We start from the raw sequence: 20,773 nt of genomic DNA on the forward strand, positions 1-20,773 counted from the left end.
TGAGATAGCCGTTTTTTGCATTAAAATGCCCAATTTCCTTTTTTGAAGACTGGTTCGCGTGTTCCATCTTCTTTAATACCGTCGATATCAAGTTCAGCATTACCAATCATAAAGTCTTCATGTGTAATACTAGAGTTTGCACCGTGTTTTTCAAGTTCTTCTTTTGACATCGTTTTACCACCATCTAAGTTAAACGCATAAGCGTTTCCGATTGCTAAGTGGCAAGAAGCATTTTCATCAAATAATGTGTTATAGAATAAAATATTTGTATTTGAAATTGGTGAATCATGTGGGACTAGCGCAAGCTCTCCAATGAAATGGGACCCTTCATCTGTTTCAATTAAATTCTTTAACGCTTCTTCACCAGTCTCCGCTTTATAGTCAACAATGCGACCGTTTTCAAATGTAAGTGTAAAGTTATCGATAATATTACCGCTATATACTAACGGTTTTGAACTTGTTACATAACCATTTACACCTTTTTTTAGAGGCATTGTAAATACTTCTTCTGTTGGGATATTTGCCATAAATGGTACATCTTTTTCGTTTAAGCTACCAGCACCTACCCATACATGTTTTTCAGGAAGCTCGATTGTTAAATCTGTTCCTGGACCTTTATAGTGTAGTGCTTTATAGTGTTTCTCATTTAAATAATCTACTTTTGTATGTAAATTTGCATTATGTTCATCCCACGCTTGTACTGGGTTTTCTAAATCAGCACGTGTTGCTTTGAAAATTGCATCCCAGAGCTGTGGAATTTGCTGTTCTTCTGGCAAGTCTGAGAATACTTTCGCTGCCCATTCTTTCGTTGGAACAGAAATGACACACCAGCTTACTTTATCAGCTTGTACATAGTCACGATATACTTTCATTGCCTCGCCAGCTGCTTTATTTGCACGAGAAATACGCGCGGAATCTACACCTTTTAATAAATCAGGATTCGATGCATAAATCGATAGGAATGCAGCTCCTTCTTTTGCAAGTTCTTCACGAGCGTGTGCTTTCCATGCTGGGAATTCAGAGAATGCTTCTTCAGGTGCTAAATCAAACTTTATACGTGTTAATACTTCATCTGCCCAGTCTACATATACATGTTTTGCTCCAGATTCGTATGCCTTCTTTGTAACAAGGCGTACAAATTCATAAGACTCAATTGGGGCACCGATAAATAATGTTTGCCCAGGTTGAATATTTACGCCAACATTTACTGCTAATGCAGCATATTTTTCTAACGTTTGCTCAAATGACATATGTATTCTCTCCTTTATTTGAGAAATTTCTTAATTTATATAATACAAGAAAAATTAAAAAATATAAACAAAAGCATTTTTTAATGAAAAAATTTACGAGATTCACATTTACGGAGTTTAATGGAGAAGGAATTACGAATGAATATAAAGTGAAACTTCACTCGGTGGGAGTCTTACAGCCCATTAATGCGGGATAAAATGAGTCAGGTCCATATTTGTATCTGACTCATTTTATATTTTGAACAATAAAACATGAGTAGTTAAAGTGTATTGTTTGGAGGCTTTATACAAACAAATATCATATAACTTATTGCGATAATTGCCGGAATAAAAAATACATAAGATGGTACGCCAACAACATCGTGATTTTTTATATCTATGAATGATGAGTAAAGATACTTGAAAAAGTGTTCCAAATTTACATAGCCCCCCTATGTCTGTTTTTGTAAATTATAACATTTCATTTCCATTGACTCATACTAAAAAGAAAGAAAGGCCTACCAGTAATTGGAGGCCTTTTCGTTATGATATAGACTATATAAACAATCCTGCAATTGTAGCTGATAAAATAGAAGCAAGTGTAGAAGCAAATAACATCTTCCAACCGAATTTTGATACGACACTTCCTTGTTTTTCTGATAGAGCGCGAATCGTACCAGCAATTGCACCGATTTGACTAATACTTGCAAAGCTAATAAGGAATACTGTTAAAATTCCTACTGTTCGTGGATCTAACGTACCCACCATCTCTTTTAAATCTAAAATTGCAACAAACTCATTTAATACAATCTTTGTCCCCATAATACCACCCGCTGGGATAATATCATGAAAAGGAATACCCATTAAGAATGCGAATGGTGCAAGAATGTAACCGAAAATTTGCTGTAATGTAATTGTGTAACCAATTGCACCAGAAGCAGCAGTAATGACGTAGTTTACAACTTCCATCACACCGATGAAAGCAATCATTAATGCTGCAACGATACCAGCAATTTTTAAACCGTCTAACGCACCGTTAATCAATGCACCAATTAGGCTATCACCAAATAGATTTTTATCAAACTTTTGAACTGTTTCCTCTTCTTCTTTCGCTGTATCAACTGGTGTTAATAGTGAACAAACGATTAAGCTAGAGAATAAATTTAGTGGCAGTGCTGCAAGTACATATTTTGCATCTAACATCATTACATACGATGCTGTAACAGAAGCAGATACAGAACTCATTGCCGAACAGCAAATAATGAACATACGGTTTTTATTAAAGTGTTGTAAGTCATTTTTAATTACAAGTAACGCTTCACTAGAACCGAAGAATACAGAGTTTACAGCATGGAATGATTCAACGCGTGGTAAACCTGTTACTTTCGAAATCACACCGCCAAAAACGCGGACAATGAAAGGTAAAACACCAAGGTAACTAAAGATAGAAAGTAATGCTGAGAAAAAGACAATAATTAATAGTACATTTAAGAAAAATACAAAATCTCTTTCGATGCCATTGAAAAGAAAATCAACACCTGTTGTACCAAGTTTAATTAACTTATTAAATACTTTACTAATAAAGACTAGAATTTGCTGTCCAATTTTTGTACTAAACATAAACCAACCGATAAATAATTGGAACACAAACATAATAGCAATTGCACGGAAGTTGATTTTTGTTTTGTTATTGGATAAAGCAAAGCAAAGACCTAATATAACAAGAATACCGATAATGCTCATTACATACTGCATGAAGTTGCCCCTTTCAGAAGTTCATATAAAGTGTTAACATAAAACGTCGGTTGTATAACTAGAATCTTTAAACCCTTAAAACCCTCTTTTTTAGGTAGGATAGAGGTACTGTCCATGTGTAGTAGCGGTCAGTGCCTTTTTTAGCCACGCGCCTTGTTTGAAACACAAGTAGGTAGAGAGCGCATGACCTTTAGTGAAAGCAGGACCTTAATGTAGCTGCTCAAAACTCATCCTCTAGAATAGAAGGACAGTGTGTGAAAGCGGTTTAATAAAGGTTATACATATGATGTCCGACCTTTTGTAATAACAAAAAAGCCCATACGGATTCACTTTCATCTATGAGAGAAAGCTAATCAATATGAGCCAAAGTGTATACAACAGTCCAATATTCATTAGTTTTCCCCATAGTCCAGCAATTTTCGGTTGCCAGGTAGAGACTCTTGATCCATATCATCAAGGATATATGAGGTAATGCTATCCGTATATAATTAGTAGTAGATTAACATCATACGACAAAATTCGTCAATACCTTTTTTCTATACATAGAAAAAAGACATTATAATATGATAAAATGTAACGCATGTATGAAAAAGAGAGGTCGGAAAAATGAGCGTGAAAATAACACCACCAGTGGAAAAAAACGAATTTATTGATGTAGTGTTTGAAGATTTAACACATGACGGTGCCGGTGTTGCGAAAGTAAGTGGTTATCCTATTTTCGTAAAAAATGGCTTACCTGGCGAAGAAGCACAAATTAAAATTATTAAAGTAAAAAAGAACTTTGCATTTGGTCGTTTAATGAAGCTTCATAAAGAAAGTCCGTACCGTAAAGACGCAGAGTGCCCTGTATACAATCAGTGCGGCGGTTGTCAGCTTCAGCATTTAACATATGAAGGACAATTAAAAGCGAAAGAAAAACAAGTACGTGACGTTATGCAGCGCATCGGTGGTTTACAAGATGTAAAAGTTCACTCTGTTCTCGGTATGGAAAACCCATGGTTGTACAGAAACAAAGCACAAGTACCAATTGGGGAGCGTGAAGGTGGACTTGTTGCTGGGTTCTATCGCCAAGGAACACATGACATTATCAATATGGAAACTTGCTTAATTCAAGCAGAAGAAAATGATACGTTAATTCAAGAAGTAAAGGGCATTTGTGAAAAGCATGGCGTTAGAGCTTACAATGAAGAGCGCCATAAAGGAACGTTGCGCCACGTTATGGCAAGATATGGACAAGTAACAGGGGAAATTATGCTTGTCTTCATCACGCGCACAGCGGATCTTCCAAATAAAGAAGCAATTATTAAAGAAATTACAACGAAATTTCCAAACGTAAAATCAGTTGTTCAAAACGTTAACAATAAACGTACAAACGTCATCTTCGGTGACACAACAACTGTTTTATACGGATCAGAATACATTTATGACTTTATTGGAGACATTAAATTCGCAATCTCCGCTCGTTCGTTCTATCAAGTAAACCCAGAACAAACGAAAGTGCTGTACGATAAAACGTTAGAATACGCAAGATTAGATGGAAACGAAACGGTTATTGATGCATATTGTGGAATCGGATCCATTTCACTATTCTTAGCGCAAAAAGCGAAAAAAGTATACGGCGTCGAAATTGTTCCAGAGGCAATTGAAGACGCAAAACGAAATGCTACATTAAACAACATGACAAACGCAGAATTCGCAGTAGGTGAAGCTGAAGTTGTCATCCCAAATTGGTACAAACAAGGCATAATCGCCGACACAATCGTAGTAGACCCGCCGCGCAAAGGCTGCGATGATGCACTACTAAACACAATCATCGACATGAAACCAAAGCGCGTTGTATACGTATCCTGTAATCCAGCAACACTAGCACGTGACTTAAAAGTGTTAGAAGAGGGTGGATATAAGACGCAGGAAGTTCAGCCTGTGGATATGTTCCCGCATACTACGCATGTGGAGTGCTGTGCGTTGATAGAGAGAATCGAAGAATAAGCAGATGGATCCGAGCATCGATAAAAGATGTTCGGATTTCCATCTGCTTTTATTTCAATTCGGTCAATTAACCGATGTAGAATTTCAGGTGTAAGCTTTTGGAAGCTTATAAAAATGTCGAGCTGCTTTTTTAATTCCTTAAGTATGGGCTCATTCTCTTTGACTTGAAGAGAAGATTCTAATTGTTTAATCTTAGAAGATGTCGCATTTATTTCGTTGTTGATATCGATTGTAGAATCATCATAATCTTCTTTTGGAATTTTATCGTCAACAAATAAATCAAATATCTTCTTTTTCTTTTGTTTCAACCGCTTTATTTCGGTGGAAAAGACTTCTATTTGCTTCTGTGAAGTTTGCTGTTGCTGTTGCATTTTACTTTCAATTTTAAGTAAAATATCCTGATCTTTTAAGGTAGAAGCAAACATTTGGAGTTCGCTGGATATCACTAATTGTAAGTCAGCTTCTCGAATTAAATGGTTGCTACAGGCCTTAGAGCCATGTTTGTTGTAATTTCCACAAATATAACCTCGACTATTCTTCTTATAGTGCATTCCACTTCCACAGTCAGCACAGTATAAAGTGTTAGTGAATAAGTGCTTTTCTGCTTGAGGACGAGTGCGCTTTCTACTTTGTATTAGTTGTTGAACAACCTCAAAGTCTGTTTTTGAAATAATAGCCTCATGAGTGTTTGATACCACAATATAGTTGTCAGGGTGATTGTGCTCTCTATTTTTATTTCTAGCACTTTTGGTTGTAGAACGTCCTTGAACTAAGTCACCTGTGTAGTGAGGATTTGTTAGGATACACCTTATTGTTGAACCTTGCCATTTGTCATTGGCGTTTTTCTTTCCAGCGATTTGAGCAGGTGTTGATAAACCATTGTTATACAATTGCCGAGCAATATAGTCAAAACCTTTCCCAGAAAGATATTGCTTAAAAATATATCTTACTACGTCTGGAGTTTTGTCAGGACGTATGAAGAGTTTACCATTTTTCACTTCATATCCATAAGGCGGATTAGATCCCTTAAACAATCCTCTATGGGCAAGGCTTCTACGAGCAGCTTTCACACGCTCGCTTATTCTATCAGCTTCTGCCTCATACAGAGCGGTGTAGATACCAAACATATTAACTTGGCCAGTCAAGGTATTAATTGCATTATCTAAAGTTACGATATGAATGCCGTATCTCTCAGCAATATCACGGATTTCATAGGATAAGCGGCCGTTACGAGCTAAACGTGATAATTCTTTTGATAAAATAACATCAAATTTGTTAGCTTTAGCGTCAGATATAAGTTGCTGTAATTGTTCACGCTTATCTGTAGTACCACTTTTTACGTCAATATAAAACTCATGGAGATCCCAGCTGTTCTCAGAAATATATCTCGTGGCCAAGTCCTGTTGATTGTTAAGGGAGGCCTTTTGTTCTTCCTTATCAGTTGAAACTCTTATATAAACTGCACATCTCATGATATGTTCTTCCTTTCTGCATGAGATGTAGTAGTGTTCACCTTATCTTGATAGTAATATTCGTCAATTAAAGTGTCAATTTTGGAATCAATTAGAGCCTGTATAATGTCTTGAACCGTGTTATGTGCACTTTCGTTAAAAAACCTTTTTATATTCATGTATATATTCTCCCCATCCATCTAAATGAGGTCTAGACCTATAATAAGTTCTATAAATCCATTAGAAATGTATTTTGTAATGATTTATAGTGATTTCAGCTGATTTCTAGTAATAATTATATCTTTTATAGAAAGGATAAGTCTAAATCTGTAGAATGGCAGGAAATAAGCCCTGTAATGACTGCTGTTGGAAAAGGTTAGAAATTTATAGGGTATCGAATCAATCCTTATAAATGCTCCATTTTCCTTTGGATATCTAAAAAACCTTATATATAGACAAAATATATAAAAATTTTTTGAGGGGTAGTAGGTTTTGGTGAGCCTTCGGCTAGTGGAGTTCGGTGCCCCACCCCTTTGTTTATAAAGGAGTTGTTGTGAATATGTGTGATTTGATTTGTGATAGAACATCTTGATGTATAGAAACTTTTTTATAAATAGTTAACAAAGGTATTCTACCTAAGGGCTAATTATTTATAAAAAAGTTAAAACAAGGAGCGCTAATAATGCAATCCTTGTTTTAAACTTGGGGTAATTCTGCATAGTTTTTAAAAGTATTCTGAATCTACTCTGTCTGAGGAAGAAACATCGTATGAAAGAGCATATTCATTTATAATTACGAAGCCACAGCTGCTATCATAAACCTCGGTAGAGTGGTGTATAGGAAATTTAGTTAGCTTATGTTTTTTTATAAATGCTTCAGCATCCTTATTCCAAAGTATAGAGGGATATGCTAGGTTTTGATAAAAAAGCTTAGGGTGTATTTCAAGCACATTACTTATTAGTGACTTTTCATAAGCAGAAGTAAAAGTTTTAATTAGTTCATTTGAGGAATAGGCATCGATAAATAGTTCATTTCCCCAGATGTCCTCAAAGTATTCCTCTATATTGTCTTCGTTCATACCTTCATCTAGAATCATTGTTAGGTCTTCAATTCCAATATTTGTAATAAGATGGATATCTACAACAGTTTCATCATCCTCAGGTGACGGTTCTGCTACAGCTAAATATTTAATCTGTTTATGTCCAGTTGCTTTTTTGAGGTTCTTTATAAAAGAATTTAATCTATTTTGTACTTGTGCATATTCATTTCGTGAGATGCTTAAACAAAAGTTTGTTAGCAGCCTATCATCCACGAAGTTGGTTAAAAGCAGCCTCTCAAGATCAACAATACTACCTTTAATGCGATCCTTCTCAAAGCCTAATCCTTCGATTTTATTTTTGCTTTTAAAATCATAAACAAATACCTTAGAGCCGCAATTAACTAATTTTGTTTGTGTAGCCATTCTTGATTTTCTCCTTCCATCCAACTGATTAGAACATTTTTTGATACTTTGATACGTTTTCCAATATTTATTACATGAAATTCTCCAGAATGAACTAATGTATAAGCTTGTTTTCTACCAATTCCGAGTAATTTTTGGATATCTGAAACATTTAGCAAAACTGAATAAGTTAGCTGCATTAGTTGAGCCCAAGAGTTTGGTTGAAAGAGCAAAATTATACGCCCTCTCTAATCATAGGAGTTCATTAGATTTGATGGACGTTAAGTATGGGGAAGATGATGAGGGAGAAAAAATTGATTATGTTAGAATAGAAAACATAACTCGATTATTAGGAGAAGAGGTAGGAGGAAATGTAGAAGTACTACAGGAAATACTACCGGAACTCTTGTGCAACGAGGGGGGCAGATTAATTAGTTTTGGTGAAGGTTTAGCAGTAGGATTTGCTGATCGAGAAGGTTTATGGCGAACCTTGATAGAACAATTATCACATCTTGATGAAAATATTAGAAGTGTTCAACTTCTTAGAGGTGTTCTAAGAGGGATTTCTAAAATAGATATAAACCTAGTCGAGCAATGCCTTGACATGGTAGTTGCGAATGAAGTATTAGCTCCAATATATCCCTGGCTACAAGCTAGTGTAAACATCAGTTCTAGAGGTTTAGAAAGGCTTAAGCAATCATTGTCACTGGGATTAATTCCAATATGGCAATATGAAAATTTAGCATATGGAGGTACTCATAAAAGTATCTCTGATAATGATCTATGTGAGTTGCTAAAACTCATTTCATCACAGCCTGGTGGTGTTAATGTTGCAATCAAAATCCTAGATATGAGACTTCATGGAAAAGATAAAGAGAGCATGACTAGTGATATTATTGTTTTAACAGGGCAGTACTTGGCTCTACAGTATGATTTTTTAAGAAATGATATACGTAAAGATTTAATGGATTATGAACTAGCTAATATTATTAGTGTTTGTTTTGTTGGATATAATGCAGTGGAAAATGCTAAAACGTTAAGTAATAAGATTTTTAATGCTATAGAGAGTTATAAGGTATCTCTAAGTGATTATAATGATGTTCTAAAAGTTCTTGCAATCACCCACCCACTGACATTTATCAATTCTCTTCTAGGGGAAAAGGACTTTACTAAGAGAATTAGGTTAGCGTTTTCTGAAGAAATGGACCTTTTGTCTGGCATTGGGGAAGACATTATTATTACGTGGTGTGAAGAAGACTCAAAAGTAAGATATCCAGCAGTTGCTTTAGTTATACGACCTTACAGGAGGAGGGAAAGTAACGGTAGTTTAGAATGGACTCCACTTGCGCTAAAAATTTTGGTCAAGGCTGATAATCCAATTGAAATACTGGAGCAATTTAAAGCATCTTTCATACCAATGTCTTGGAGTGGTTCATTAGCAGATATAATGCAGCAACGTTTAGGTTTAATATCATATTTGAAAAGACATGACGATGTGTCAATTGTGAAGTGGGCTAAGAAGGAAGAGGATAGGATTGAACAGGAAATCCGTTCTCGAAGAGATTGGGAATTAAAGATGGGAAGTCGTATTAATGAAACTTTTGAATAAGGAAAGAAACCTATTTTAAAAAGTAGTATGTTAAACTGTGCTGTTTCAAAAACAGATATGAAATGAGTCAATAGGTTAATGTGAAATAAAAAGATGATGGTATGCTATCATCATCTTTTTATAAGAACGATAATGTTTATTTAATGTATTATATATAGCTAGATTTTAGTATGACACATATAAAATTTAGTTTGTATACGAATATAAATTTGTAAACATTAATATCGGAATTTAATAAAAAGCACTTAACTTTATTAGTTTTTTATACTACGATATATTGTGTAACGGTAATGAATAAGATAAACACCGTTACATTCTGAATTTCAATTATATTTTACACCTAGCACATATTTATATAGAATGCTGCTGATTATGTTGAAGTTTTATATAATTTTCTGGTGATAATATTGTTAATTTTTAAATGCCATTTACTGAAAAAGACAGTTTATCAGAAATGGTGTGCCCTAGATAGTTATCAGTAGTACGAAAATGAAAAAGTTTAGTTTGGAAAGTAGTAGGAGTTCTTTATGAAAGTATGTCTATTTTCCCGGAATGTTTTTTAATGAAATGAGTGTATAATTTAGCTATATATAATTGAAATTCTTTAACATCCATGGACATCTTAGCTGTATTGCAAAAACGGCAACATGGAACTACATTATCTCGAATATACCCTACTTTCGGATTTAATCGGTCTATTCCATTACAGTACACTACGGTATCGCTAATATATGTTCCATCTCTTCTTTTTTTGTCATAGTGTGTATTGGAGGATTCTTCCTTACAATAGTAACATGGCTGATTAATTATAGAGATGAATTCTTCTAAGGTAAGGTCATAGTTCATGTTTCTCTTTTTAGAGATAGACTTTATTTTAGAGTTATATAAATTCTTATATATAGCTTCCGTCCGGTTTTTATTACCTCTTTCCGAGAGAAGTTCTCTCATCATGCACCCGCAACTGAGTTGTCCAGTTTGCACTTCATACTTATCAATATATTTGATTACTCCACACTCACACTTACATAACAATTGTACAAAAGATTGTCCAGAGGGCCGCTTACCTAATTTGTAGTTAAGAACTGTAAGTTTATAAAATTTCATTCCAATCATCTTTTTGTAGTCGTTCATATTGTTCAGGCAACCACAGGACTTGACTTGTCCTAGGAAGATTGAATAAGCACTAAGCCATTTAGGAGAACTTCCACAGTCGCATTGGCATAGTAGTAGATAACCATTTTCCCCCCTTTTATAATCTTGTATAGTAAGTTTGTTGTATTTTTTTCCAATTTCTTCCGTGTAATTATATTTTGTTCCTTGGCTTCCTTGTAGACAACCACATGATATTGTCAAAGATTTGATTACTTCATAAGCTTTTTTCTCTATGTTTTTTTTAGGATTACATTGACAGGTACATATATATATACCTGTCATACGATTGTTAATTTTAGTTTTGTAAAAGGATTTTATTGTTAGTTGGTTAAAATGTTCATTAATATGATTTTCATAAGGATACATCCGTATTTACCTCATAGATATTCTTATTTAGATTTAATATCCATTGTATAAATTGTTCAAGGGTACGCTCTCCCTTGGCGATGTTACACTTTACACAACACGGTACACAATTACCTGGTACATAACCGAGGTTATTATTTAATCTATCAATGGTGTTGCACTTAATTTGCTCGGAAGAAAATCTATCCTTAAGTATGCAAGAATATGAATCACCACAAAATACACAAGGTTGTTGTACAAGAAGAACAAAAATGTCAAAGTCTATAATTTCAGTGAAACGTTTTTTACTGGAACGTTTGACAAGAGAAGAATTGTAGTAATGCTTTAATATGGCATACTTTCGATTTTTATACTTATTAGTTGGTTCTTTACGTAAGCAGCCACAGTGAATGCGTCTTTTGTGGATTAAATCATCACGCTTAATATAAACCAGGTGGTCAGTATTACAATCACATATGCAGGAATATTTTATTTGAGTTCTTCCGCTTGTATATAACTGTTTAAATACACCTAATATTGTTAGTCTTCCAACCTTCTTACCAACTAGTTCATCATTTGGTAACGAGTTTATAGACAAATCTTGATCCTCCTTTTTCTTTTTTATCTACACTCGGTATTTTGAATAAAAGTTTTATACCATTGGTCTAATGAAGTTAAGTTATTGGGCGCATTGAGAAATTAAGTCCCTGGTTATATAGTATTTTTAATTTTTCTTTATTGAAAATATAGATGTTGTATAATAATCTTTCCCCCTTTAGTCTGTACATATTCACACAATATTTCCAGGTTTTTCATAGTAAGTATTCTACCGGTTTGTCTACTACACTAGCCATCTTACTTAATGGCGTTTTTAGTTTTATATAATATATGACCTGTCTCGCATCTACATTCTATTTTCTACTTTCTTTTTATCGAAAATATAATGCAGGGGAATTTATTAGTTACAATTTTTTCTTATGTCAGTTCACCAACATTCTATTGTATTGTCATATATACTTGGGACATGTGAAGTGTGTGGTGGTGCTTGTGAGGGAAGGTTAATAAGAGGTGTAGTATTGAGCAACAGGCCTTATCGAAATATCGATAGGGCCTGTTTTCTAGTTATGGTTAATTACAGTGAATCGTATCACAAGTGATAGTAAAGCGGAATTTCGAATTCATCATTGAAGAAAGTATGGTTCAAAACATATAAAAAAGAGTAGAGAGCATCAATCAATTGATGCTCTCTACTCTTTTTTATTGTCCTTATTATTTATGTGCTGACTCTGACATGAAAGAACTCTTCCTAGAGACGAGTGAAGTTAATATCCAAAGCGAAATCATACTTTTGTTTAAAACGATCGTATACTTCCGGACAATAATCGAGTTTACAGCAGTCTCTACAACAGGATCATTTGTGTTTGGAGTTATATATCCCTCATCTACACAGAGTTGACCTCGACCTTCGAATTTACTTATATCTTTTCAGACATATGCTTGAAATTGTCCTTGCTGAAAGCGAAAAGAAGAAGAGGATAAATCCGAGGATTTTATTATCTGCAGTCTATAATGGCGACCGAGATAAGGTAACCTCTCTCCTAAAACAAATTTACGCTGTAAACTATGTTGGTTCATTTCTTCAAAGCTAGATATTTGAGTTCGAATCCAAGCCAAGTCCCTTTTTTATAGAGAATGTCTTCAATTTATCCTAGTTCAGTAACTTCAGGAGCAATAACCTTTACACCGCTTTGATCCACAGATATAGAAATACTCTTTTTTCGTTTACTTCATGCTAGTTCATATTCGATTGTACATGATCCGAATTGTATATAGTGTATTTGGCATTCTTCCTGGTGATATTATAACAAATTCCCATAGATATAATGATGAAATATACTGAATAGTTATTTTTTACCTCTTATGATATAATTTATGTAAAAAATAGAAAGAAGGAATAGTATGATATTTATTACTGATAAACTAAATAAAAGTATACTTGATCCCATTCATGGGCTTATAAAAATGTCGGATGACGAAATAAAAATAGTTTCGCATCCGCTTTTTAATAGATTACGAAAAGTTAAACAAAACACATTTTTGTATTATGTTTTTCCTTCCGCGAATCATACAAGATTTGAACATTCAATTGGCGTAATGCATTTAGCTAGCGAGATGCTTTTGAGTGCTCTAAGTAATGCCAGTACATCAAGAGACAAACAGGAGAAATATAAAATAGAAGGTAATGGAAGTATTTTAACTTATGATTCTGTTAGTGAAGAAGAGTTTATAAATATATTTTTGGATTTGAGGATTGCTGCCCTTTTACACGATATCGGCCACGGACCGATGTCACACCTATTCGACGAGTTTGCACCAAAAAGCTCTGCTTTCTTAAGTATGATTAGAAATGATGAGAATCTTAAATTCAACGAAGAACTGGCCAATGCATTAGAACACTTGATTGAAAGCAAGAAGGGAACAGAATCACATGTAGAGCATGAATATGTGTCTTACTATTTCACTGCCAAGGTGCTTACAGATTTAGGTTTTGATTCAGATAGGATAAAAGCTATTTTAACTATTATGAATGAAAAACTTAATCTTAGAACTATTGAAACAGCAGGATATAATATTACACCTTTTTTAAATCAAATTGTTGCGGGGGCCCCGTTAGATTGTGATAGAATGGATTATTTACTGAGGGATAGCTATTTTACTGGAGTAAAATACGGGACATACGATCTTAATAGATTACTTAAATCTCTATTACCATTCATTGATAACGAAAGTAGTAGTATAAGGCTTGGGATAAAAAAGAGTGGTTTACCCGCGGTTGAAAATTTCCTTCAGGCAAGGTATGAACTCTATATACAGGTTTATTTTCATAAGACAAACCAAGCTTGTAACACAATGTTATCTTGCGCTACAAAGGGATTAAAAGCTGCAGGATATGAATTTGTAGAGTGCAGTACACCGGAAAAATTTATTGCTGATTATCTGAACCTCTCAGATGAGAAGTTTTTAGATTACATTGAGAATGCTACAGAATCACAAGATAAAATGACAATACATGAGCTGAAAAATAGAAAGATTTGGAAACGTATTTTTGAGGAATATCCAAAAGAAGAAATGATGAGAGAGGATATAAAAAGTCGAATTAATAATATTAAGGGTGTTATTATACAAAGTGATAGAGCCCTAGAGCCTTTTATAGGAAGTTGTATTACTGAAAATGATCCTTTAAAAGATTTGAATGGAGAAAAAGCGGTATTACTTAATAAAGATGATAGTGGGGATTTCTGTATTTCAGGAAAAGATGATTGGATAAAAGATTCTATTATTTTTAATGCTTTATCTAGTAAGTATTTAGTGGGTAGAATTTATATGCGAGCAAATACCGAAGGTGACAAAGGAAAACAAAATTTTAGGGAAATCAAACAAATGATACAGGACCATTTAATTAATAAATAACCAGAAGATAGCAAATTAAATTCTGATAAATTATATATAATGTATTATAATTACTCACCAACACCCCATGTGTTGCCAAATATACTCTGCACATGTGGAGTGTATTTGGCTTGTGAGGGAAAATCAATACGGAATGTAGCAGTGAGCAACAGACCCTATCGATATTCCGATAGGGTCTTATTTCTATCTAGGATTAATTACGATGAACCTTATCATAAGTAAAATAAGAAAAGGCGACTACATTTTAGGGCCGCCTTTTCTTAAAGCTTTATTATTGGTGAACCATCTTCAAATAGACTGATATCCCCATCTTCTGACACTTTGATACTTAGTCCGAATCGAGATGCTTTAGCCGCAGCTAAGGTTCTAGAACCTTCTTCCGCAACGGGAGGAGTTTCTATAGAGTTTTTAATCATTTCACCAAAAGATAAGATATTAAAATATTTATCTAGAAGAACAGCCCCGTCGACTGAGCAGATTAATTCAAATAAATATTTATCACAACTATAGAGGTTTAATGGCTTCGTTTTATCTGTTTGAACTATTTTTTTATAGTCATTATTAGTTAATGTTTCTTTACTTAAGAGCTGTTTATAAATAGTTCTTTTTTGTAGTTCACTTTGTTCTAAAAGGATTATTAAAGCACCAATATTTTTATTCGAAAGTTCTCGGATATTATTAAATAGAATTTTAGCACGAGGTATAATTTTATTAATAATTCCTATGAACGTTTCACTGCTGATGTCACTGTTTTTGAAATATTGCCTAAGTATAAACTCTAGAATAATGTGAGAGATTAATTCATAGTTTTGAACACGCCATTTACCATTAGATAATACACATATTAAATTATCATTTATGAACCATTCAATTCTATTGGAATTAAATTGAATGAATTGAATATCCTTGTTGGCTCTAGCTGTTTTTTCAGTACTGAATTTTTTTAACCCTTTCTTCCAAGTATAGGCATCTTCCAATATTTCTATTTGCTTATTTTGAAGCGTTGTTAAATTCCCTAGTAATAGTAGTTGCTCTTCTAATAAATCCTTTAAAGCCTTTTCAGCAGATTTAAACTCTGAAGAGCTAGGGTTGTTTTCCCCTAGATATGTATAATGCTTTGTAGCCTCGTCAACCGAAAATGTTAGAGTGTTGCTTTTTTTCTTCAAATCTTTAATTTGAGTATCAAGTTTTTCTAGTTCATCATTATATTTATTATTTGGATTATTATCTATAAAATATCTAAACATATAGAACTTTAAGAGTGATTCCTCATCCTTTTGATATCTATTTGACATAATCGAAGAGATACTTTGATTAGACTTTTGTTTTTTTGCTAGACCAGTTATTTTATATGAAGAATTGATTACATAACAAAGAGATAATGAATCTATTAATTTTAGAGCTTGTTTATTGGTATCCAATTCATCGATACTTAAAAACTTGTCAAAAGGAATATAGTTAATTTTTAGTTTAGATAGCTCAGTTTCTATATTATCTTTGGGATTTTTAAATAATATAAAGCCCATTTGACATTGATGTTGTTCATAAGTTTTATTGCTCAGGGACTGTAATTTTTCAACAAAGTTATCAAGAACACTTACTTCAATTTGGGAGTTAATTAATTTATAAATATATTTAGTGACTAATATTTTTTTATAAAATGTCTTTTCATTTAAAAGTTCAGCAAGTAAATTTTCTTCTTTCAGTAGGGTTTCAATGGGATAAATTATATTATTAATACTAGTTGGATTTATTTTTGAGATTACTTCTGGAAGGTTTAAGACAGAAATTGATAAATCTTTATTATAATTTAAACTTAATCCTAGAATTTCTTCAAATGAGTTTAGATAGAAACTTTTTAAATCTATACCTTTCAACTATACCACCTCGTATAAATTATAATCTTAAATTCTAGATATTAGTATTAATAAATGAAAACGCCTTTTAAATAGTTATGGTGAACCGTCTATAAGTAAAATATTCATATTACTATTAGGTAAACACTACTACATCAACATTATTATATTTTATCTACACCTAGCACACCAGTCATGTTGAAACGGTCGCTTGGTTGAAGTTAGTATAATAAAAGCTGAAAGACCAAATCCTAATTAAAGGGATTTGGTTTTTTTTTATAGAAAATATTAGAGAACTATTATTTAAGATGTAAAGTTGGTCGTATGAAAATAATTAATTAGGGGTGAAGTAAAGATTGCGAAAGGAAGGGATTCAATGACTGAAAGCAGTAAACTTCTTGCATATTTGAAAATGCAAAAGAATCCTGTGCAAGATTTAAAATCAGATGAAGGTTATTTCAATTGGTCTAAAAAGTGCCATAAAGAAGCAAATGCATTTTACAATGTATCATATAGATGCATAGATATGATGTTAAGTGACAACAGGAATGCCTTTTTTACAAATGTGTCATTTGCATGCGAATTATATTTGAAATGTTTGCTGTTAAGGCAGAAGATTGATTGCAGAAAAGAGCATAATCTTTATAAATTGTTCAAGAAGTTGCCAGAAGAAATACAAAATGAAATAAAAGAAGCGCATCCGTGTGGTAATATATCTAAAAATTGTTTTGAGCAAGAAATGGATGGTCTAGGTCAAGCATTTATAGTATTTCGATATATGTATGAAAGAGGAAACATGGCGTATAATGCACAGTTTTTACTTGAATTATTAGATACTCTTCATAAATATATCAATTATAACAAAATGGAATAGTAGAAAACTCAATCAATACTATCATGTCGACCCATTGCGAAGCGGTGGCGCTTCTCGTCAGAGAATAGAAATATGTACTCTCAAAAACACTCTGTAATTAATGTTTTTGAGGTTTTTGTTTAATTTGGAGCATCTATGAATATAGCTTTTATTTATATAGAATTACATGCCACAGTATAAAATAATATGTCTAAATTTTATTACATTAATAAATAAATTAATAAAGTAGGGGAAGAATAGTTATGGGGTTAAGTATAAGAAATTTAAAAAAAGGATTGCAAATAAAAATTAAGAAATGTATTGCTTTGTTAGGTGAAGAATACACATCTTTAAATTACACTATACATTTTTATGAAAATCGAGAAAAACTTCAAAAAGAACAGAAAAATAACCCTGTCATGAAGGATGAGCAATATGCACAGATCCTAAACGGGCAAATTGAGGCCGCAGGTGTAACGGTTGGAGAAAAAGGGCAAATTAAAATATTTTTATTTCTTTTTGGAAATTTAAAGAGAGATCCAAATGAAGTTATTAATTTAGTTGGTAATCTATATCATGAGATTCGTCATGCATGGCAAAATGAAAATAATTTATTCCAAGATGAAGAAGAGATATCTACAATCGATGGGAACTTTGAATCATATTTAAAACTACCATCAGAGAAAGATGCATATCGTTTTCAAGATGAACAAATGAAAAAACATGGAGAAAGAGCTTTAGAGATTTTCGGTTTTAACTTAAAATTTAGATATGAACTAAAACCTGAAGTAAGAGAAGCTATCTATTCATAGAGTCTATAATTAATTATTAAATCATTATAACACTATAAATAGTAGGTGAATAAAGTGAACCGAAATGATGCAAAACAACATATTGAATTTTATATAGAAAATTATAACATTACAACCTATAAGCTTAAGACTGAGAATATTAGAAACGAGGATAAGGAATTTATTGGAGATAAGAATAAAAGAAAGTGTAGATTTTGCGGTAAAGAAAAGGGAGAAACAACCTTTAAGAAGATTGCTCATGCGATACCTGAATTGATTGGGAATAAAGTTTTGATTTCGTATGAAGAATGTGATGAGTGCAACAAAATCTTTTCCAAACTGGAAAATGAATTGGCAAATTATCTCTCATTCGAACGCTCTACAACAGGTATAAGAGGTAAGACGGGTATTCCAGTTTATAAGAATAAAACTGGGTTAAGGATTGAGCATGAAAAGGAAGAGAAAAAGAGGCGTAGGATTATCATTCAGGATGTAATTAATAGTGGTAATATAGTTGAGGATTCAAATAATAATTCATTTACTATAAAAGGAGAGAGAAGCCCTTACGTTCCACTCTCTGTATATAAATGTTTTGTAAAAATGGCACTTTCAATAATGCCAAAACACTATTTACCATATTTTTGGGAGACATTTGATTGGATTAGAGAAGAAAATTATTTGCTACGTGACACCCCGGTTTGTAAAATTTTTGAACAGTTTATTCCTGGGCCGAAGCCATTTATTGATATTGAAATGATCTTAGCCATAAGGAAGTGGGAATCAAGTGAGAAAACACCATTTGGTATCTTTGTAATATGTTTTGAAAATTTCTCTTACCAAATCTATCTTCCATTTGCAGGACCGGATTGTATTGATGATGTGCCAGAAGAAAAATATAAGTATTTGTTATTCCCTTCTAAATACGAAATGGCCTTACCTGAAGGCACAATCCATACGCTTCTTAAAGATTTCTCAGCCAGTGCAAAGGTGAAGGGGCAAACAATAGATATCACATACAATTATGATGAAAAAGAGATTCGCACCGACTCTAAAAAGGAGGTCTAATAGAAAAAGTTAACCGAGGTTCTTAATTTTCCCTAAGAAGGAATCTTTTATTTAGAAAATAGAATTGAATTTCAATTCTTACAAAGTTTTGTATACTGCTGTTAATACTATGTTGAAGCATGCTATAAATAAAATATGTATATAAATATTGGGTGAACAATACTACATCAATTTTTATATTTTATCTACATTCAGCACACCAGTCATGTGGAGTGTGTGGCTTGGCTTGAAAGATAGTTTGAATAAGCAGATGGAAATCCAGACTCTGATGAGGAGAATTTCTATCTGCTTTTATTTTAAAGACATTAATCCGAGTAAGGCTATAAAACATGCCTTTAAAATGTTAAAGTAGTAATTTAGCGCACATTAGCTTAAAAGTGCTAAAGGTATTACTATATGTAACGTTTTAGGAGGACTAACAATGGCAATGAGCAATAATGATATATTAAAAAGAGTAAGATATGCTATGGATATAAAAGATATAGATATGGTGGAAATATTTAAACTTGGTGGCATTGAAGTAACGAAGGAAGAAGTAGTTGATATGCTTACCAAGTTAAAGAAAAGTCCCCAGCAGGAAGTTGATGAGGAAAATGATTACGTACTAGCATGCGATATTATGATGTTAGAGTCATTTTTAAATGGTTTTATTACTTTTAAAAGAGGAAAGCAAGATCCGAAACCAGGGCAACCGGCTGGACAAGCAATGCCTTTACAAACTAATGAAAGTGCAAATAACCTTCTTTTAAAGAAAATGAAAATAGCACTATCATTAACAAGCGAGGATGTGCTTGATATATTAGATAGCGTAGGGGTTAAGGTAACAAAAGGAGAACTAGGCGCTCTATTAAGAAAGAAAGGCCATAAGAATTACAAAGAGTGCGGTGACAGGTACGCAAGGAATTTCTTAAAGGGACTAGCTGTAAAATATAGAGGATAAGCATTGTAACATTTATGTTAAAACAGTAAATGATATAATAGATAGAGTAGGACGTTTGTAGCCTACTCTTTTTTGTTTGTAAAAATAACATGAACGAATACTCTAGGTGATGAAATGATACATACATATTCAGGTGAGACAATTAATTTCCATATAAATTATAAGAAGAAAAAATCCGTACGTCTTTATGTGGATTCTTACGGGAATGTTGAAGTACAAGCTCCGAAAGGTACGCCAGTTGAATACGTCCTTCAACTGTTAGAGGAGAAATGGGATTGGATTCAGAAAACGCGTAAGGAAATGAAGGAGAGAATGCGCGGGCCGCAGGAGAAGGCTTATAATCAGGGCGAGAGCTTTTTATATTTAGGGAACACATATCCGATACAAATCTCTCAAGATGCAAGTATTGGGCAAGATAATGCAGTGTTTGAAGGAGATAAGCTACATATATATGTGAAAGAGCTTGAAGATGAGAAAATAAAACAAGCTTTAAAAAGGTTTTATTATAAGCAATGTAAAACGTTAGTAGAGAAGAGTATTAAATCGTATCAAAGCAACTTTAAAACAAAACCGCGTTCCATTCGTATTTCAGATAGTAACTGTACATGGGGAACTTGTGATTCAAATCTACAGTTAACATTTAATTGGAAGCTGGCAATGGCACCACCGAGGGTGATTGATTATGTAGTCGTTCACGAAATGTGCCATATGGTCCATCTAAATCATGATCGTTCCTTTTGGCGCCTTGTTGGGAAGATAATGCCTGATTATAAAGAAATGGAAAACTGGTTAGCGTTATCAAGCTGGAAAATGACTGTCTAGCAGT

Annotated in this window: 17 protein-coding genes and 1 riboswitch; of the genes, 8 read left to right on the plus strand and 9 right to left on the minus strand. The window is 33.2% G+C overall.

What is annotated here, in order from left to right; all coding sequences use genetic code 11:
• Positions 1-20: 20 nt before the first annotated feature.
• Together BAMA_RS11090 and BAMA_RS11100 are read right to left on the minus strand one after the other, a co-directional pair.
• The gene (locus BAMA_RS11090) at positions 21-1,250 is read right to left on the minus strand and encodes an aminopeptidase (protein ID WP_034639024.1); all 1,230 of its coding nucleotides are present in this window, start codon (positions 1,248-1,250) and stop codon (positions 21-23) included.
• Between the two features lie 534 nt (positions 1,251-1,784).
• Positions 1,785-2,984 carry a NupC/NupG family nucleoside CNT transporter gene (locus BAMA_RS11100; RefSeq protein WP_034639026.1) on the minus strand — a complete coding sequence of 400 codons (1,200 nt, stop codon included), beginning with the start codon at positions 2,982-2,984 and terminating at the stop codon, positions 1,785-1,787.
• Positions 2,985-3,369: 385 nt separating this feature from the next.
• A riboswitch (purine riboswitch) is annotated at positions 3,370-3,471 on the minus strand.
• Between the two features lie 119 nt (positions 3,472-3,590).
• Here BAMA_RS11100 and rlmD point away from each other — a divergent pair.
• The gene (gene rlmD / locus BAMA_RS11105; RefSeq protein ID WP_034639027.1) at positions 3,591-4,973 is read left to right on the plus strand and encodes a 23S rRNA (uracil(1939)-C(5))-methyltransferase RlmD; all 1,383 of its coding nucleotides are present in this window, start codon (positions 3,591-3,593) and stop codon (positions 4,971-4,973) included.
• Here the strand turns inward: rlmD and BAMA_RS11110 are convergent.
• From BAMA_RS11110 to BAMA_RS11120, 3 genes are all read right to left on the minus strand, one after another.
• Positions 4,901-6,445, minus strand: a complete 1,545-nt coding sequence (locus BAMA_RS11110; RefSeq protein WP_084157968.1) for a recombinase family protein — start codon at positions 6,443-6,445, stop codon at positions 4,901-4,903. The genes rlmD and BAMA_RS11110 overlap by 73 nt on opposite strands.
• A 703-nt stretch (positions 6,446-7,148) precedes the next feature.
• Complete coding sequence (locus BAMA_RS11115; protein ID WP_034639028.1) at positions 7,149-7,886, minus strand: hypothetical protein; 738 nt, start codon at positions 7,884-7,886, stop codon at positions 7,149-7,151.
• Entirely contained in the window at positions 7,865-8,098 is a 234-nt protein-coding gene (locus tag BAMA_RS11120) for a helix-turn-helix domain-containing protein (protein WP_338022291.1), read from the minus strand. The genes BAMA_RS11115 and BAMA_RS11120 overlap by 22 nt, the downstream gene beginning before the upstream one ends.
• Before the next feature lie 38 nt (positions 8,099-8,136).
• On the opposite strand from BAMA_RS11120, the gene BAMA_RS11125 reads away from it, so the two are divergent.
• On the plus strand, positions 8,137-9,474 hold the full coding sequence (locus BAMA_RS11125) for a hypothetical protein (protein ID WP_162176063.1): 1,338 nt from the start codon (positions 8,137-8,139) through the stop codon (positions 9,472-9,474).
• Positions 9,475-9,999: 525 nt separating this feature from the next.
• Here the strand turns inward: BAMA_RS11125 and BAMA_RS11130 are convergent.
• The 3 genes from BAMA_RS11130 to BAMA_RS25620 form a co-directional block, all read right to left on the minus strand.
• On the minus strand, positions 10,000-10,992 hold the full coding sequence (locus BAMA_RS11130) for a hypothetical protein (protein ID WP_034639033.1): 993 nt from the start codon (positions 10,990-10,992) through the stop codon (positions 10,000-10,002).
• On the minus strand, positions 10,979-11,569 hold the full coding sequence (locus BAMA_RS11135) for a hypothetical protein (RefSeq protein WP_034639035.1): 591 nt from the start codon (positions 11,567-11,569) through the stop codon (positions 10,979-10,981). The genes BAMA_RS11130 and BAMA_RS11135 overlap by 14 nt, the downstream gene beginning before the upstream one ends.
• A gap of 887 nt (positions 11,570-12,456) precedes the next feature.
• Positions 12,457-12,606, minus strand: coding sequence for a hypothetical protein (locus BAMA_RS25620; RefSeq protein WP_415782930.1), 150 nt, complete (start codon positions 12,604-12,606; stop codon positions 12,457-12,459).
• A gap of 324 nt (positions 12,607-12,930) precedes the next feature.
• Between BAMA_RS25620 and BAMA_RS11140 the strand changes: the two genes are divergently transcribed.
• Positions 12,931-14,442 (plus strand): HD domain-containing protein, encoded by a 1,512-nt coding sequence (locus BAMA_RS11140; RefSeq protein ID WP_034639037.1) that lies wholly within the window; start codon positions 12,931-12,933, stop codon positions 14,440-14,442.
• A 260-nt stretch (positions 14,443-14,702) separates the two neighbouring features.
• Here BAMA_RS11140 and BAMA_RS11145 read toward each other — a convergent pair whose 3' ends face one another.
• A complete protein-coding gene (locus BAMA_RS11145) occupies positions 14,703-16,319 on the minus strand; it encodes a diadenylate cyclase (RefSeq protein ID WP_034639039.1) in 1,617 nt (538 codons plus the stop codon).
• A gap of 355 nt (positions 16,320-16,674) precedes the next feature.
• Here BAMA_RS11145 and BAMA_RS11150 point away from each other — a divergent pair, with 355 nt between their 5' ends.
• The 5 genes from BAMA_RS11150 (at position 16,675) to BAMA_RS11170 (ending at position 20,769) form a co-directional block, all read left to right on the plus strand.
• Positions 16,675-17,172: a HEPN domain-containing protein gene (locus tag BAMA_RS11150; RefSeq protein ID WP_034639041.1), complete on the plus strand. Its 498-nt coding sequence runs from the start codon at positions 16,675-16,677 to the stop codon at positions 17,170-17,172.
• A gap of 242 nt (positions 17,173-17,414) precedes the next feature.
• A complete protein-coding gene (locus tag BAMA_RS11155; RefSeq protein ID WP_034639043.1) occupies positions 17,415-17,963 on the plus strand; it encodes a hypothetical protein in 549 nt (182 codons plus the stop codon).
• A 54-nt stretch (positions 17,964-18,017) separates the two neighbouring features.
• Complete coding sequence (locus BAMA_RS23475; protein ID WP_051758926.1) at positions 18,018-19,007, plus strand: HNH endonuclease; 990 nt, start codon at positions 18,018-18,020, stop codon at positions 19,005-19,007.
• 421 nt (positions 19,008-19,428) lie between these two features.
• A complete protein-coding gene (locus BAMA_RS11165) occupies positions 19,429-19,947 on the plus strand; it encodes a YehS family protein (RefSeq protein ID WP_034639045.1) in 519 nt (172 codons plus the stop codon).
• A gap of 114 nt (positions 19,948-20,061) precedes the next feature.
• Positions 20,062-20,769, plus strand: a complete 708-nt coding sequence (locus BAMA_RS11170; RefSeq protein WP_034639046.1) for a M48 family metallopeptidase — start codon at positions 20,062-20,064, stop codon at positions 20,767-20,769.
• The last annotated feature ends 4 nt before the right edge of the window (positions 20,770-20,773 follow it).

Source organism: Bacillus manliponensis, assembly GCF_000712595.1.
Classification (GTDB): domain Bacteria; phylum Bacillota; class Bacilli; order Bacillales; family Bacillaceae_G; genus Bacillus_A; species Bacillus_A manliponensis.

Coding starts and splice junctions, on each gene's coding strand:
- BAMA_RS11130 (WP_034639033.1), bottom strand. CDS start 10,992: ATGTATCCTTATGAAAATCATATTAATGAACATTTTAACCAACTAACA.
- BAMA_RS11090 (WP_034639024.1), bottom strand. CDS start 1,250: ATGTCATTTGAGCAAACGTTAGAAAAATATGCTGCATTAGCAGTAAAT.
- BAMA_RS11100 (WP_034639026.1), bottom strand. CDS start 2,984: ATGCAGTATGTAATGAGCATTATCGGTATTCTTGTTATATTAGGTCTT.
- BAMA_RS11115 (WP_034639028.1), bottom strand. CDS start 7,886: ATGGCTACACAAACAAAATTAGTTAATTGCGGCTCTAAGGTATTTGTT.
- BAMA_RS11150 (WP_034639041.1), top strand. CDS start 16,675: ATGACTGAAAGCAGTAAACTTCTTGCATATTTGAAAATGCAAAAGAAT.
- rlmD (WP_034639027.1), top strand. CDS start 3,591: ATGAGCGTGAAAATAACACCACCAGTGGAAAAAAACGAATTTATTGAT.
- BAMA_RS11165 (WP_034639045.1), top strand. CDS start 19,429: ATGGCAATGAGCAATAATGATATATTAAAAAGAGTAAGATATGCTATG.
- BAMA_RS11140 (WP_034639037.1), top strand. CDS start 12,931: ATGATATTTATTACTGATAAACTAAATAAAAGTATACTTGATCCCATT.
- BAMA_RS11170 (WP_034639046.1), top strand. CDS start 20,062: ATGATACATACATATTCAGGTGAGACAATTAATTTCCATATAAATTAT.
- BAMA_RS11155 (WP_034639043.1), top strand. CDS start 17,415: ATGGGGTTAAGTATAAGAAATTTAAAAAAAGGATTGCAAATAAAAATT.
- BAMA_RS25620 (WP_415782930.1), bottom strand. CDS start 12,606: ATGAACCAACATAGTTTACAGCGTAAATTTGTTTTAGGAGAGAGGTTA.
- BAMA_RS11110 (WP_084157968.1), bottom strand. CDS start 6,445: ATGAGATGTGCAGTTTATATAAGAGTTTCAACTGATAAGGAAGAACAA.